At 72.8% G+C, this 14,092-nt stretch carries 14 protein-coding genes and 1 tRNA gene; 9 read left to right on the plus strand and 6 right to left on the minus strand.

What is annotated here, in order from left to right; genetic code table 11:
- Nucleotides 1–52: 52 nt before the first annotated feature.
- From araB to D9V37_RS16610, 5 genes are all read left to right on the plus strand, one after another.
- Nucleotides 53–1,702, plus strand: a complete 1,650-nt coding sequence (araB, locus tag D9V37_RS16590; protein WP_121807263.1) for a ribulokinase — start codon at nt 53–55, stop codon at nt 1,700–1,702.
- Complete coding sequence (locus D9V37_RS16595; protein ID WP_121807264.1) at nt 1,699–2,388, plus strand: L-ribulose-5-phosphate 4-epimerase; 690 nt, start codon at nt 1,699–1,701, stop codon at nt 2,386–2,388. Before araB ends, D9V37_RS16595 begins: the two co-directional genes overlap by 4 nt.
- Nucleotides 2,385–3,890 carry an L-arabinose isomerase gene (gene araA, locus D9V37_RS16600; protein WP_232524963.1) on the plus strand — a complete coding sequence of 502 codons (1,506 nt, stop codon included), beginning with the start codon at nt 2,385–2,387 and terminating at the stop codon, nt 3,888–3,890. The genes D9V37_RS16595 and araA overlap by 4 nt, the downstream gene beginning before the upstream one ends.
- 23 nt (nt 3,891–3,913) lie before the next feature.
- The gene (xylB, locus tag D9V37_RS16605) at nt 3,914–5,344 is read left to right on the plus strand and encodes a xylulokinase (RefSeq protein ID WP_232524964.1); all 1,431 of its coding nucleotides are present in this window, start codon (nt 3,914–3,916) and stop codon (nt 5,342–5,344) included.
- A gap of 17 nt (nt 5,345–5,361) precedes the next feature.
- Nucleotides 5,362–5,437: transfer RNA gene (locus tag D9V37_RS16610), tRNA-Glu, on the plus strand.
- 48 nt (nt 5,438–5,485) lie between these two features.
- On the opposite strand, the gene D9V37_RS16615 is transcribed toward D9V37_RS16610, so the two are convergent.
- The 3 genes from D9V37_RS16615 to D9V37_RS16625 all read right to left on the minus strand — a co-directional run bounded on the left by D9V37_RS16615 (nt 5,486) and on the right by D9V37_RS16625 (nt 8,240).
- On the minus strand, nt 5,486–6,394 hold the full coding sequence (locus D9V37_RS16615) for a hypothetical protein (RefSeq protein WP_121807265.1): 909 nt from the start codon (nt 6,392–6,394) through the stop codon (nt 5,486–5,488).
- On the minus strand, nt 6,391–6,945 hold the full coding sequence (locus tag D9V37_RS16620) for an RNA polymerase sigma factor (RefSeq protein WP_121807266.1): 555 nt from the start codon (nt 6,943–6,945) through the stop codon (nt 6,391–6,393). Before D9V37_RS16620 ends, D9V37_RS16615 begins: the two co-directional genes overlap by 4 nt.
- 110 nt (nt 6,946–7,055) lie before the next feature.
- Entirely contained in the window at nt 7,056–8,240 is a 1,185-nt protein-coding gene (locus D9V37_RS16625) for a TDT family transporter (protein WP_121807267.1), read from the minus strand.
- Between the two features lie 93 nt (nt 8,241–8,333).
- Here D9V37_RS16625 and D9V37_RS16630 point away from each other — a divergent pair, with 93 nt between their 5' ends.
- Both D9V37_RS16630 and D9V37_RS16635 read left to right on the plus strand, forming a co-directional pair.
- The gene (locus D9V37_RS16630) at nt 8,334–9,230 is read left to right on the plus strand and encodes a LysR family transcriptional regulator (RefSeq protein WP_121807876.1); all 897 of its coding nucleotides are present in this window, start codon (nt 8,334–8,336) and stop codon (nt 9,228–9,230) included.
- On the plus strand, nt 9,227–9,862 hold the full coding sequence (locus tag D9V37_RS16635) for a uracil-DNA glycosylase (protein WP_121807268.1): 636 nt from the start codon (nt 9,227–9,229) through the stop codon (nt 9,860–9,862). The genes D9V37_RS16630 and D9V37_RS16635 overlap by 4 nt, the downstream gene beginning before the upstream one ends.
- Nucleotides 9,863–9,967: 105 nt before the next feature.
- Here D9V37_RS16635 and D9V37_RS16640 read toward each other — a convergent pair whose 3' ends face one another.
- Together D9V37_RS16640 and D9V37_RS16645 are read right to left on the minus strand one after the other, a co-directional pair.
- Nucleotides 9,968–11,200 (minus strand): acyl-CoA dehydrogenase family protein, encoded by a 1,233-nt coding sequence (locus D9V37_RS16640; RefSeq protein WP_121807269.1) that lies wholly within the window; start codon nt 11,198–11,200, stop codon nt 9,968–9,970.
- 25 nt (nt 11,201–11,225) lie between these two features.
- Nucleotides 11,226–11,981, minus strand: a complete 756-nt coding sequence (locus D9V37_RS16645; RefSeq protein WP_121807270.1) for an SDR family oxidoreductase — start codon at nt 11,979–11,981, stop codon at nt 11,226–11,228.
- Nucleotides 11,982–12,060: 79 nt separating this feature from the next.
- Between D9V37_RS16645 and D9V37_RS16650 the strand changes: the two genes are divergently transcribed.
- Nucleotides 12,061–12,669 carry a TetR/AcrR family transcriptional regulator gene (locus D9V37_RS16650; RefSeq protein WP_121807271.1) on the plus strand — a complete coding sequence of 203 codons (609 nt, stop codon included), beginning with the start codon at nt 12,061–12,063 and terminating at the stop codon, nt 12,667–12,669.
- Here D9V37_RS16650 and D9V37_RS16655 read toward each other — a convergent pair.
- The gene (locus D9V37_RS16655; protein WP_121807272.1) at nt 12,649–13,524 is read right to left on the minus strand and encodes an amidohydrolase family protein; all 876 of its coding nucleotides are present in this window, start codon (nt 13,522–13,524) and stop codon (nt 12,649–12,651) included. The two genes, D9V37_RS16650 and D9V37_RS16655, sit on opposite strands and share 21 nt — an antisense overlap.
- A gap of 30 nt (nt 13,525–13,554) precedes the next feature.
- Here D9V37_RS16655 and D9V37_RS16660 point away from each other — a divergent pair, with 30 nt between their 5' ends.
- Complete coding sequence (locus D9V37_RS16660) at nt 13,555–14,058, plus strand: GNAT family N-acetyltransferase (protein ID WP_121807273.1); 504 nt, start codon at nt 13,555–13,557, stop codon at nt 14,056–14,058.
- The last annotated feature ends 34 nt before the right edge of the window (nt 14,059–14,092 follow it).

Raw genomic sequence — 14,092 nt, forward strand, 5'->3', positions numbered from 1 at the left:
CCTCGGGTGACGTGGGTCACTGGCGTCGTCGGGCGTCGTGAGGAGGCAGCGGATGGGCGATGAGTACGTCGTCGGGGTCGACTTCGGCACACTCTCCGGGCGCGCCGTCGTCGTCCGCGTGAGCGACGGCGAGCAGGTGGCCGACGCCGTGGTCGACTACCCGCACGGGGTGTTGGAGGAGTCGCTCCCGGACGGCACCCGGCTCGGCGCCGACTGGGCGCTGCAGGTGCCGGACGACTACCGCGAGGTCCTGCGCGTGGCCGTCCCCCGGGCGCTGCAGGAGTCCGGCGTCGACCCGGCCCAGGTCGTCGGCATCGCCACCGACTTCACCGCCTGCACCATGGTGCCGACCCTGGCCGACGGCACCCCGCTCGACGAGCTGGCCGAGCTGGCCGGTCGCCCGCACGCCTACACCAAGCTGTGGAAGCACCACGCCGCGCAGCCGCAGGCCGACCGCGTCAACCGGCTGGCCGAGGAGCGGGGCGAGGCTTGGCTGCCGCGGTACGGCGGGCTGATCAGCTCCGAGTGGGAGCTGGCCAAGGGGCTCCAGCTCTTCGAGGAGGACCGCGACGCCTACGACCGGATGGAGCGCTTCGTCGAGGCGGCCGACTGGATCGTGTGGCAGCTGTGCGGCACCTACGTCCGCAACGCCTGCTCAGCGGGCTACAAGGGCGTCCTCCAGGAAGGCCGCTACCCCTCTGCGGCCTTCCTGGAGGGCCTGGCGGAGGGGTTCGGCGGCTTCGTCGCGGACAAGCTCCATCAGCCGATCGGCCGGCTGGGAGCGCGTGCCGGCGGGCTGGGTGCACGGGCGGCGTGCTGGACCGGTCTCCCGGAGGGCATCGCCGTGGCCGTGGGCAACGTCGACGCCCACGTGACCGCGCCCGCCGTCCGAGCCGTCGAGCCGGGGCAGATGGTCGCCATCATGGGCACCTCCACCTGCCACGTCATGAGCGCCGATGTGCTGCGCGAGGTGCCCGGCATGTGCGGCGTGGTCGACGGGGGCATCGTCGAGGGCCTCTTCGGCTACGAGGCCGGGCAGAGCGGCGTCGGCGACATCTTCGCCTGGTTCGTCGAGCACGGCGTGCCCGAGGCCTACGCGGTGGCCGCACGCGAGGCCGGCGAGAGCCTCCACGAGCACCTGACCCGGCTGGGCGAGAAGCAGGCGGTGGGCGAGCACGGGCTGGTGGCGCTCGACTGGCACTCGGGCAACCGGTCGGTGCTGGTCGACCACCAGCTCTCCGGCCTCGTCCTCGGCCTCACCCTCGCCACCCGGCCCGAGGACGTCTACCGCGCGCTGCACGAGGCCACCGCCTTCGGCACCCGGGTGATCGTCGAGACGTTCGCGGCCGCGGGCGTGCCGGTCGATGAGCTGGTGATGGCGGGCGGGCTGACCCGGAACCGGGTGCTCATGCAGCTCTACTGCGACGTGCTGGGCCTGCCGCTCTCGGTCGCCGCGTCGGCCCAGGCCCCCGCCCTGGGCTCCGCGATCCACGCGGCGGTGGCGGCGGGTCGCTACGCCGACGTGCCCGCGGCGGCGGCCGCGATGGGACGCGTCGAGCGGCACGCCTACCTGCCCGACGCGACCAGGTCGGCCGGCTACGACGACCTCTTCGCCCTCTACCGCGAGCTGCACGACCACTTCGGCCGTGCCACGCCGCTGATGCGCCGGCTCCGGACCCTCCGCTATCAGGCCCGCCGATGACGCTGACCCAGGACGTCGCCCGTACGGTGGCCGGACTGCGAGACGACGTCTGCGCGCTGCACGCGGAGCTGCCCCGCTACGGCCTCGTGGCCTGGACCGCCGGCAACGTCTCGGCCCGGGTGCCGGGTGCCGAGCTGCTCGTCATCAAGCCGTCCGGCGTGCGCTACGAGGACCTCACCCCGCAGAGCATGGTGGTCTGCGACCTCGACGGCACCGTGGTCGAGGGCGACCACGCGCCGTCGTCCGACACCGCGGCCCAGGCCTACGTCTACCGCCACCGCGCGGACGTCGGCGGGGTCGTGCACACCCACTCGCCCTACGCCACGGCCTGGGCGGCGCGGGCGGAGCCGGTGCCGTGCGTCCTGACGATGTGCGCCGACGAGTTCGGCGGCGACATCCCGGTGGGCCCCTTCGCGATGATCGGTGACGACTCGATCGGCCGCGGCATCGTCGAGACGCTGGCCGGGAGCAGGTCGCCGGCGGTGCTCATGCAGAACCACGGCGTCTTCGCCGTCGGCCCCACGGCCCGCGACGCCGTCAAGGCCGCCGTCATGTGCGAGGACGTCGCCCGGACCACGCACCTCGCCCGGCAGCTCGGGGCGCCGGTGCCCGTCTCGGAGGCCGACACCGATCGGCTCTTCGAGCGCTACCAGCACGTCTACGGACAGCAGGAGGAGCGATCGTGAACGCAGACGACGCCGCCGAGGTGTGGTTCCTGACCGGCAGCCAGGCCCTCTACGGGCCCGAGATCCTCGAGCAGGTGGCCACCCAGTCGCGCGACATCGCCGGCCGGTTGGCGGACCGGCTCGACGTACCCGTGCGCGTGGTGTGGAAGCCGGTGCTGCTGGAGTCGGACTCGATCCGACGCCAGGTGCTCGCCGCCGACGCCGCGCCGCAGTGCGTCGGCGTCATCACCTGGATGCACACCTTCTCCCCGGCCCGCATGTGGATCGCCGGACTCAGCGTGCTCACCAAGCCGCTTCTGCACCTGCACACGCAGGCCGGGATGGAGCTCCCGTGGAGCACCATCGACATGGACTTCATGAACCTCAACCAGGCCGCGCACGGCGACCGGGAGTTCGGCTACGTCCAGACCCGCCTCGGGGTCGCCCGCAAGACCGTCGCCGGCCACGTCGAGTCGCCCTCGGTCGTGCGCCGGGTGGGCGAGTGGGCCCGTGCGGCGCTCGGCGCGGCCGAGCTGCGCACGCTGCGCCTGGCCCGTTTCGGCGACACCATGCGCGACGTCGCGGTCACCGAGGGCGACAAGGTGCAGGCTCAGGCCACCTTCGGGGTCTCGGTCAACGCCTACGCCGTCACCGACCTCGTCGCGGAGGTCGATGCCGCCGACCCGGCCGACGTCGACTCCCTCGTCGAGGAGTACGCGGACCGCTACGACGTCGCCGCCGAGCTGCTGCCGGGCGGGGGGCGCCACGAGTCCCTGCGCTACGGCGCGCGCATCGAGGTGGGGCTGCGCACCTTCCTCACCCGTGGCGGGTTCGGCGCCTTCACCACCAACTTCGAGGACCTCGGCGGCCTGCGCCAGCTGCCCGGGCTGGCCGTGCAGCGGCTCATGGCCGACGGCTACGGCTTCGGCGGCGAGGGCGACTGGAAGACCTCGATGCTGCTGCGCACCATGAAGACGATGGCGCAGGGCCTCGCGGGCGGCACCAGCTTCATGGAGGACTACACCTACCACCTGGTCCCGGGTGAGGAGGTCGTCCTCGGCGCGCACATGCTCGAGGTCTGCCCGAGCGTCACCACCTCGACGCCTACTGTGGAGGTGCACCCGCTCTCCATCGGCGGCCGCGAGGACCCGGTGCGGATGCGCTTCGTCGCGGACCCGGGACCGGGTCTGGTGGCGGGCATGTCCGACGTCGGCGGCCGGTTCCGGATCACGCTGAACGACATCGACGTCGTCGAACCGGCTCGGGACCTGCCGCGACTCCCCGTCGCCTGCGCGGTGTGGCGTCCGCGGCCCTCGCTGGAGACGTCGGCCGAGGCCTGGCTCATGGCCGGGGCGCCGCACCACACCGTGCTCTCGAAGGCGCTCCCCCGCGCAGCGATGGAGGACCTCGCCAGCATCGTCGGCGTCGAGCTGGTGGCGATCGACGCCGAGACCACCATCGCCTCGGTCACCCGCGAGCTGCGCTGGAACGCCGCCTACCATCGCCTCGCGGCGCGGCTCTGACCCGCGGCGCAGGAGGAGCGCGCGTGGCCGAGCACCGCCGGAGACGACGCCTGGTGACCGGGGTGGACACCTCCACCCAGTCCTGCAAGGTGCTCACGGTCGACGCCGAGACCGGCGACGTCGTCCGCTCCGGCGCGGCGCCGCACCCCGAGGGGACCTCGGTGGACCCGCGTCGCTGGTGGGACGCGCTGCTGGCGGCGTCCGGCGGCGCGCCCGTCCCCGACGACGTCGACGCGGTCGGGGTCGGCGGCCAGCAGCACGGGATGGTCGCGCTCGACGAGGCCGGCGAGCCCGTGCACGACGCGCTGCTGTGGAACGACACCCGCTCCGCCGACCAGGCCGCCCGGCTGCGGCAGCACTGGGGCGGTCGGTGGTGGGCCGAGGAGATCGGCGTCGTGCCCGTGGCCTCGTTCACCGCCACCAAGCTGGCCTGGCTGGCCGACCACCACCCCGAGCTGGCCGACCGCGTCGAGGCGGTGATGCTGCCCCACGACTACCTGACCTGGCGGCTGCTCGACACCCCCGCGGAGGCCGTCACCGACGCCAGCGACGCCTCCGGCACCGGCTACTGGTCGGTGCCGGACCGGGCCTACCGTCCCGAGGTCCTGGCCTACGCCTTCGGCCGCGCACCGCGGCTCCCGCGCGTGCTCGAGCCGCGGGAGGCCGCCGGGGAGACCGCGGGCGGGGTGGTCGTCTCGGCCGGGTGCGGTGACAACGCCGGTGCCGCCTTGGGCCTCGGCCTGCGCGAGGGCGAGGTCGCGGTCAGCATCGGCACCAGCGGCACCGTCTTCACCTCCACCCGGACGGACGTCGCCGACCCGTCGGGCGGCATCGCGGGCTTCGCCGACGCTCGCGGCGGCCGGCTGCCGCTCATCGCGGTCATGAACTGCACCCAGGTGCTCGCCGACACCGCCCGGCTCCTCGAGGTCGACCTGGCCGGTCTGGGGCGGTTGGCCGAGTCCGCCGCCCCCGACGCCGACGGCCTGCTGCTGGTGCCCTTCCTCGGCGGCGAGCGGACGCCGGACCTGCCGCACGCCAGCGGCACCCTGCTCGGCATCACGCGCTCGAGCTACACCGCGGCCAACCTCGCCCGCGCCGCCTACCTGGCCGTCGCGCTGAGCCTCGACCACGCCCTCTCGCTGCTACGCGGTCACGACGTGCCCGTCGAGCGGGTGGTCACCCTCGGCGGTGGCGCCCGGTCCGCGACCCTGCTGCGCACCGCGGCCGCCCTCTGGCACGCCGACGTCGAGGTGCCCGAGCCCGCCGAGTACGTCGCCCTGGGCGCCGCTCGGCAGGCCGCCTGGGCCCTGGACGGGGCGGCAGAGCCTCCGACCTGGCCCCGCGTCGTCCGCGACCGCGTCGAGGGCACCGATCCCGGTTGGGCGGCCGACGTCCGGGGCCGCTACGCCGAGGCGCTGCAACGGGTGTACGGCGTCGCCGGCGCCACGTTCTAGGATGGCGCGCGGCGCAGGCCCCCATCGTCTAGCGGCCTAGGACCCCGCCCTTTCACGGCGGTAGCACGGGTTCGAATCCCGTTGGGGGTACCACCGTGGAACCAGTGACCCAGGGTGCACAGTCCGGATCGCCACGCATCTCTAGGGCGTCGCCGGGTAGTCGACACCCGGCTGGTGGGCGCGGAACTCGCTACGAACCGAGTCCGGCAGGTGGTCGAGGGACTGCGCCTGGGTCGTCGTGGAGACGTAGGTGTGCAGCTGACTGGTCTGGCGCAGCGACAGCACCTCGCCGCTGGAGCGATCGACGATCAGGGACTCGCGGAACCGAGTCCGCGGCTCCTCGTAGGAGATGACGATGGCAGGTCGCCCCGCCGCTCGGCTGTGGGTCGTGCTGACCCGGTCCAACGTGGCGAGCGCATCGAAGACCGCAGCGAGCGTGGTGGGCGGAAGCATGTGTGACGACGCCAGATCGACCAGCGCCGCGTACATGGCCTCGTCGTGGCTGGAGGAACCCTCGACCCGGGGCTGCAGATAGCCCAAGATGCCCCGCGCCGTGTGGGGCAGCGTTCGCGCGAACTGGAGCGTCGGGTTCTCGTAGCTCGGGTGCCGCGGGGCCGGGATCACCTCGTAGGTGGTGCGACCCGTCGCGGGCTCGCGCTCGACCAGGAACACCTTGCCGTTCCACCCGGTCCACGTCTCGCGGTCGACAGTGGCACCGACGCCCGGCTCATCCGAGTTGCGCTGCACCGTGTTCGACCGCTCGTGCAGCCATCCACCCGGTGGGTAGGACGAGCCGTGCGCCGCCACAGCCGCCGACAGGCTGCGCAGGTCGGCTGCGCTGGCTGGGATCGGGGTGGAGAGGGCGGGGACGACGAGCGCAGCAGCGGCACCCGCCGCTGCGACCGCTCCGGCGATCCACCTGCGGCGGGGGTTGCGGGTCGAGCTGCGAACGCGCTCGAGCATGACGAGGCGCTCGGCCGGGCCCCACATCCGGTCCAGCTCGGCCGTCGTGGGCCGGGCCCGGCGCAGTCGGTCCTCGAGGTCGATCATGGGTGGTGTCCTTCCGTGATGGTCATCAGGTGGGTGCCAGTGATGGGGGATGAGGTCTGCGCCAGGTCCTCCAACCGAGATCGCGCGCGGTGCACACGCACGCTGAAGGCGTTGGGGGTGATCCCCAGCACCACTGCTGCCTGGCGGGCGGAGAGCCCCTCCCACGCGATGAGCAGCAGGGCCTCGCGGTCGACCTCCGTCAGCTCGCCCAGCAGGCGCAGGCACGAGTCGCGCTCTGCGACGACGTCTTCTGCCGACCCCTCCGAGCCCAGGTGCCAGGCGTCGCGAACCGCCCCCTGCCACCACTGCGACGACGTCTGCGAACGACGCCGCCCATTGGCGGCCAGCTTGCGCACGGTGCCGATCAGCCAGGCCCGCGCCTCGTCCGGTTCCACGGGCACGGCCTCGATCCGACGCATCGCCACGATGAACGCATCTGCGACGAGGTCCTCCGCACTCTCCGGCGCAGCGTGGCGACGGGCGTAGGCGTAGACACGAGAGGCGTGCTCCTCGTAGAGCTCGGACAACCGGTCGCGCTGGTCTTCTCTCACACCTCTGACATGTCCTGGACCACCGACTTCTTACGCGCGGACGTGCAGTTTCCCCGACGGGGCCACCGCAGGAGCTCCTGGCCCTACCGAACCCCGCGGCGGCGATGAGCTCAGCGGACGGGCGCCGTCAGCAGTCGACCGGAGTGCACCCCACGCAGGGTGAGGACGAAGACCGTGACCCACGCCAGCGCCAGCCCGGCGAAGAGGATCACCGCGGCGACCTTGAGCAGGTCCAGGCCGGTGACGACGGCCAAGGCCGAGGTGCCGGTGACCACCGTGCCCAGGGGGAAGGTGAAGGACCACCAGGTCAGGGTGAAGGGCAGGCCGTGGTGAGCGTCGCGAGCCGTGCGCAGGGTGAGCAGCAGCGCGAGGCTGAGCCACATCATCGCGAAGCCCCACATGGGAATGCCGAACACCAGCGTCAGGCCCTGGAAGCCCTTCCCGTACACGCCGGGCACGATGGTCGGTGCGACCTGCCCGAGGTGGTGCGCGGCGGTGATCGACTGGCCGACCGGGCCGAGCACGATCCAGATGGTGGGCACGGCCCCCGCGGGTCCCGGGCCGTGGCGCAGCAACCGTTTCCAGATGAAGGCGATCATCACGAAGCTGACCATCAGCGTCAGGCCGAAGAACATGTAGCAGGTCAACAGCATGGTCTCGCGGGGTTGGCCGGCGGGCAGGTGCGGCACCAGCAGCGCGCCGGTGGCGGCGCTGACCATGGGCGGCACGACGGGCATCAACCAGCCACCGAAGGCCGAGTCCTCGCGCACCTCGTGGGTGGTGACGGCCCGATAGGGCACGAGCACCGCGGTGACGAGGCCGAACGCGGTGCCAGTGGTCCACAGCACGGCGTCCACGATCAGCGCCGGACCGCTGCCGATGACCCGGTAGCCGGCGACCATCGCACCGGCACCAACGGTCATCAGGGCCATCGCGGGAGCGCCGTAGAAGTGCGACATGACCGGATCGGCGAGGTGGCTGGCCGCGGTGCGGGGGTGCAGGCACAGGTGGGCCGCGGTCGCCAGGGTCACCACGACCAGCACCACCGCCGCGAGCACCCACACCCCCGCCGCGACCACCCCGGCACCGGGGATCTGAATCGGGAGGCCGGACAGCGCCACCGCCACGATGCCGGTACCCATCACCGAGGCGAACCAGTTGGGTCCGATGTAGCCGAACGCCGGCGCGCCTTGCAGCGCATGGAGGACACCGCCGCGTCGAGCGGCGTGCTCGGGCCTCGGTGCGGACGTGGGCGCTGGGGGGGCGTCCCGCGTATTCGCAAGCGCTGTGGTCATGCCTCCACGCTCTCGCCAGCCGTCGGCCGACGGTAGTGAGCGCTCGGCTGTGAGGTCACAGGCGTTCCTTGTGAGCTGGGTAGGGTGGGCGGGGTGCACCTGCTTCCCGACCTCGGCTCGTTGCGGTTGCTCGCCGACGTGGCACGGCTGGGGAGCATCGGTGCGGCCGGTCGTGCGGGCGGCATCTCCCAGCAGTCGGCTTCCGAGCGGCTCCGAGCCATGGAGACCCAGACCGGGATCGCGCTCGTGCATCGATCGACGGGTGGGTCGTCACTGACACCGGGCGGGCGTCTGCTCGTCGAGTGGAGCTCGCGGCTCCTCAGCGACGCCGACGAGGTCGAGCACGCTCTGCTCACCCTGCGCGAGGACAACGTCCGGCGACTACGCGTGTTCGCCAGCATGACGACCGCCGAGTACCTGGTACCGCGCTGGCTGGTGACGCTGCGGCGCGAGCGCGGCACGCTCGCGAGTCTGCAGGCCGCGAACTCCGACCTCGTGCTCGATGCGCTACGCGAGGACCGTGCCGACCTGGGGTTCGTCGAGGGGCCGGCCGACCTCGCCGGTCTCGCGCATGAGGTGGTGGGTGGCGACCGGCTCGTGCTGGTGGCGTCGCCCGACGACCCGTGGGCGGTCCGTCGTAGGCCCGTCCTCCCCCAGGAGCTGGGGAACCGTGCCCTGACCACTCGCGAGGCAGGATCGGGAACGCGCCGGACCGTCGAGGAGGCGCTCGCCGCAGCGACGACGACGCCGACCCCGCCGGAGGTCGAGCTCACCACCAACGCCGCGGTCATCGCCGCCGTGCGTGCGGGCAGTCCGCCGGCGTTCGTCAGCGAGCTCGCCGCGTCGTCGGATCTCGCGGCGGGCCGCCTGGTCGCGATACCGACTGCCCAGATCGACCTTCGCCGACGCTTCACGGCCGTGTGGGTCGGCGACACCCGGCCACCTCGCGGTCCCGTCCGCGACCTCCTGGGAATCGCCTTGCGAAGATGAACCGGCCTGATGACCCGTTCGTGGCCAAGCGAGGGCGGGTGGATGCACCCCACGTGCGAGACCTCAACGACCTCGCACGACGCCTCCGGCGGGCTGCGAGCGGGCCCCGCTTCGTCCCCTGGTTCGACCCCGACTCGGCAGGAACGCAGTCGCGGACGCTGGTGCTGATGGAGTCACCCGGGCCACGGACCGTCCGCGCTGGCGACCTCGGGTTCAGCTCCGAGGACAACGGCGATCCCACAGCGCAGGCGTTGCGTGCGGCCAGGAGCGCTGCGGGCCTCGGTCGAGGCGACTACCTGCGCTGGAACGTCGTCCCGTGGGCCCTGGGGGACGACGCCGGGCGGACCCGGGCCCCGCGCCGCCGAGACCTCGACGAGGCCCGGCCGGCGCTGGTCGAGCTGATCTCCCTGCTGCCGAACCTCCGCACAGTCGTCGCGGTCGGTTCGTCGGCCCTGACCGGCGTCATGCAGTGCCTCACGCTCGAGGACGATCTCCCCCCAAGGGTTCCGGTGGTCCTCGGCGTTCCCCACCCCTCACCCCGCAACGCGACGCAGCACCAGGAGGCACGGGAGCGGTTGCGCAACGCGCTCTCGACAGCAGCCCGGCTGGCCGCTCCGCACGATCGTCGCTGACGGCACTTCCCACGGTGGGCCGCCGCTTCCCACAGGTCCTACGTCATGGGAGGCGGCCGTTCACCATGGCACCATGGTGAACGAGCCCAGGTCGGGTCGCGCGCGTCAGCGTGCCGTCCGCCGCGTCGCCTGGCGGCCCAGCTCGGTCTTGGCCAGCGCGTTCTTGTGCACCTCGTCGGGGCCGTCGGCGAACCGCAGCGTGCGGATGCCGGCGTAGGCGCCGGCCAGCGGGAAGTCCTGGGAGAGCCCGCCGGCGCCGTGCACCTGGATCGCCTTGTCGAGGATCCACTGCACCGTCTCGGGCGTGGCGATCTTGATGGCCTGGATCTCGGTGTGCGCGCCCTTGTTGCCCACGGTGTCCATGAGCCAGGCGGTCTTGAGCACCAGCAGGCGCAGCTGCTCGAGCTTCACGCGCGACTCGGCGATCCAGGTGCGCACCACGCCCTGGTCGGCGATCGGCCGGCCGAACGCGACGCGCGCCGCGGCCCGCTCGCACATGAGCTCGATGGCCCGCTCGGCGACGCCGATCGAGCGCATGCAGTGGTGGATCCGGCCCGGTCCGAGCCGGGCCTGCGCGATGCCGAACCCGTCGCCCTCGTTGGCGATCAGGTTCGAGGCGGGCACCCGGGCGTCGGTGAAGGTCAGCTCGGCGTGGCCGCCGTGCTCGTGGTCGTCGTAGCCGAAGACCTCCATCCCGCGCACCATCTCCAGGCCCGGGGTGTCGCGGGGCACCAGGATCATCGACTGCTGGCGGTGGCGGTCGGCGCCCGGGTCGGTCTTGCCCATCACGATGAGGATCTGGCAGTTCGGGTTCATCGCCCCGGTGATCCACCACTTGCGGCCGTTGAGCACGTACTCGTCGCCGTCGCGGACGATCGCGGTCTCGATGTTCGTCGCGTCGGAGGACGCCACCGCCGGCTCGGTCATCGCGAACGCCGAGCGGATCTCACCGGCCAGCAGCGGGTCGAGCCACCTCTGCTGCTGCTCCGGCGTCCCGAACTGCGCGAGCACCTCCATGTTGCCGGTGTCGGGGGCGGCGCAGTTCAGCGCCGCCGGCGCCAGGTGGAGGCTGCGGCCGGTGATCTCGGCCAGCGGGGCGTACTGCAGGTTGGTCAGCCCCGCACCGCGCTCGCCGGGCAGGAACAGGTTCCACAGCCCGCGGCTGCGCGCCTCGGCGCGCAGCTCGGCCAGCACCGGCACCGAGTCCCAGGCCCAACGCTGGCTCAGCGCCTCGACCTGTTCGGCGAACACCGCCTGGGCCGGGTACACGTGCGCGGCCATGAAGTCCTCGAGGCTCTCGCGGAGCTCCTCGGTACGGGCGTCGAAGGCGAAGTCCATGTGCGGCGTTCCTCTCGTGAAGGGATCAGTCGGTGACGGAGCGGAGGGTGGCGCCGCCGTCGACGACCAGGGTCTGACCGGTCATCCAGCCGGCGTCGTCGCTGAGCAGGAACGCGACGACGCTGCCGACGTCGTCCGGCACCCCGAGGCGCTTGAGCGGGTAGGCGCTGCTGACCTCGGCCTCGCGGCCCTCGTAGAGCGCCTTGGCGAAGGCGGTCTTCACGACCGCGGGTGCGACGGCGTTGACGCGCACCTGAGGCGCGAGCTCGACGGCGAGCAGCTCGGTGATCGAGTTCAACATGGCCTTGGTGGCGCCGTAGAAGCCGATGTTCGGGGCCGGTCGCACGCTGGCGACCGAGGAGACGTTGACGACGGCACCGCCGTGCTCGCCCATCCACGCGGCGTGGGCCTTCTGCACCCAGGCGAGCGCGGCGAGGCAGTTCACCTCGACCATCTTGCGGGCCGCGGCCAGGTCGAGCTCGACCATCGGCCCGTACGTCGGGTTGATGCCGGTGTTGTTGACCAGGAGGTCAACGCCGCCGAAGGTCTCGGTCGCCGCGGCGATGGTGGCGTCCTGGTGCTCGGGGTCGTCGGCTCGACCGGCCACCCCGAGCGCGTGCTCGGGCCCGCCGAGCGAGGCCACCGCCTCGGACAGCGCGTCCTCGTGGCGCGCGGTGAGGACGACCCGAGCGCCCTCGGCGACCAGCCGCTCGGCCACGCCCAGCCCGATGCCGCGGCTGGCTCCCGTCACGATCGCGGTCCGACCGGCCAACCGGTTCATCCACTCCTCCTCGAGTGACTAAGCGCTTGCTTAGCCCTACTCTGGTGGAACGTCGGCCGACGGTCAACCAGGAGGTGCGGTGAGCCAGACCCACGATGCCTCGCGGGGCGAGGTCACCCGCGCCCGGCTGCTCGCGGCGGCGACGACCGCCTTCGCCGAGAAGGGCTTCCACGGCACCACCACCCGCGACATCGCGCAGGCGGCGGGCATGAGTCCCGCCGCGCTCTACGTGCACCACCGCTCCAAGGAGGAGCTGCTGCACCTGATCTCGCGCGAGGGTCACCTGACGACGCTGCGCCTGGTGCGCGAGGCGGTCGCCTCGACCGAGGACCCCGCCCTGGCCCTGCGACGACTGGTCCACGACTTCGCCATCCACCACGCCGAGGGCCATACGGGCGCGCGCATCGTCAACCAGGAGCTGGCCGCGCTCTCGCCCGAGCACCTGGTCGAGATCCGCGGCATCCGCGACGAGATCGACTCCGAGGTCCGCCGCCTGGTCGACCGGGGTGTGGCGGCCGGCCGGTTCGACGTCGCCGACTCCCGGTTGGCGGCGGCCGCCCTGCTCTCGTTGGGCATCGACCTCGCCCGCTGGTACCGCGAGGACGTGCGGTGGTCGCCCGAGCAGATCGCCGAGCGCTACGCCGAGATGGCGCTGCGGCTGGTCGGGTCAGCCGCGGGCCCGGCGTAGGTGGTCGAGGCCGGCGTAGACGTCGAGGGCGTGGCCGCCGAGCACACCGGCCGCGAGGTCGGCGTCCAGACCGAGGTCGACGACGGCGCGGGCGTTGGCGGCCGTGCCGGGCACGCCGGGCCAGTCGGTGGCGAAGATCCACTTGCGCGCCAGCCGCCCCAGGTCGAAGCGGGCGTAGTAGTCGGGCAGTCGCTTGGGCGGGAGACCGGAAAGCTCGATCCACACGTGCGGGTTGCTCAGCGCCATGAACGCGGCCGCGTCGTACCACCAGCCGCGACCACCGTGGGCCAGCACGACGTCGAGCTCGGGGAAGTCGCGCACCACCGGCAGCAGGTGGGCCGGGTCGGCCAGCTCGTTGCGCGAGCCCGGGAAGCTGCTGGTGCCGCAGTGCACCACCAGCGGCACGCCCCGCTCGGTTAGCACCTGGTAGGCGGGGTAGAGCGCGGCGTCGTCGCACCGGAAGCCGCCGTGCACCGGGTGCAGCTTGAGCGCCGCAGCGCCGAGGTCGAGCTGGCGGCGCACCTCCGCGGCGATCGGGAAGTGCAGGTGCGGGTTGACGTTGGCCACCGGACGGAACCGCCCCGGGTGGTGCTCGACGATCGGGAGCAGGTCCTCGAAGCGCTGGTAGCCGGTCGCGCGGGGGCTGTACTCGCAGAACAGCAGCACGGCGTCGACGCCCTGCTCGGCGAACAGCTCGTCGAGCACGGCCGGTCGCGGCATGCCGTCGGCGTCCCAGCAGCGCTCGAGGATGCCCTCGGGACCGTAGTCGCGCGCCCACTCCAGCCACGCGGGCTTGAGGCTGCCCAGCACCGGCACATGCGTGTGGGCGTCGACCAGGACATGACCGTCGAGCACGGGCCCACCCTCCCACGTCAGACTGGCCCGATGAGCCAGGTCCGCGTCGCGCCCTTCGCGGCCGAGGACTGGGAGGCGGTGGCCGCGATCTACGCCGCGGGCATCGCCACCGGGCACGCCACCTTCGAGCAGCAGCCACCCGACTGGGGGAGATTCGACGCCACCCGGCTCCCCGACCACCGCCTCGCCGCCCGCGACGCCGACGGCTCGCTGCTCGGCTGGGCCGCGGTCAGCCCTACCTCGGCCCGGGAGGTCTACGCCGGTGTCGTCGAGCACTCGGTCTACGTCTCCCCCGCCGCCCAGGGCCGCGGCGTCGGCCGCACCCTGCTGCGAGCATTGCTGGACTCCACCGAGCGCGCCGGCATCTGGACCGTGCAGTCGGGCATCTTCGCCGAGAACCTCGCCAGCCTGCGGCTGCACGAGAGCGTCGGGTTCCGCGTCGTCGGCACCCGCGAAAGGGTCGGGCTGATGGCCTACGGCCCGCTCGCCGGGCAGTGGCGCGACGTGGTGCTCGTGGAGCGGCGGGCGGGGTGAGCGCGGGCGGGTACCCGGTTTCACCGGCCGGCGG

This window comes from Nocardioides mangrovicus (assembly GCF_003674065.1).
Taxonomy (GTDB): Bacteria; Actinomycetota; Actinomycetes; order Propionibacteriales; family Nocardioidaceae; genus Marmoricola; species Marmoricola mangrovicus.

Excerpts from the sequence above, each read along its gene's own strand:
- araB (WP_121807263.1), top strand. The coding sequence starts at position 53 with ATGGGCGATGAGTACGTCGTCGGGGTCGACTTCGGCACACTCTCCGGG.
- D9V37_RS16635 (WP_121807268.1), top strand. The coding sequence starts at position 9,227 with ATGAACCGGCCTGATGACCCGTTCGTGGCCAAGCGAGGGCGGGTGGAT.
- D9V37_RS16645 (WP_121807270.1), bottom strand. The coding sequence starts at position 11,981 with ATGAACCGGTTGGCCGGTCGGACCGCGATCGTGACGGGAGCCAGCCGC.
- D9V37_RS16615 (WP_121807265.1), bottom strand. The coding sequence starts at position 6,394 with ATGATCGACCTCGAGGACCGACTGCGCCGGGCCCGGCCCACGACGGCC.
- D9V37_RS16595 (WP_121807264.1), top strand. The coding sequence starts at position 1,699 with ATGACGCTGACCCAGGACGTCGCCCGTACGGTGGCCGGACTGCGAGAC.
- D9V37_RS16640 (WP_121807269.1), bottom strand. The coding sequence starts at position 11,200 with ATGGACTTCGCCTTCGACGCCCGTACCGAGGAGCTCCGCGAGAGCCTC.
- D9V37_RS16625 (WP_121807267.1), bottom strand. The coding sequence starts at position 8,240 with ATGACCACAGCGCTTGCGAATACGCGGGACGCCCCCCCAGCGCCCACG.
- D9V37_RS16660 (WP_121807273.1), top strand. The coding sequence starts at position 13,555 with ATGAGCCAGGTCCGCGTCGCGCCCTTCGCGGCCGAGGACTGGGAGGCG.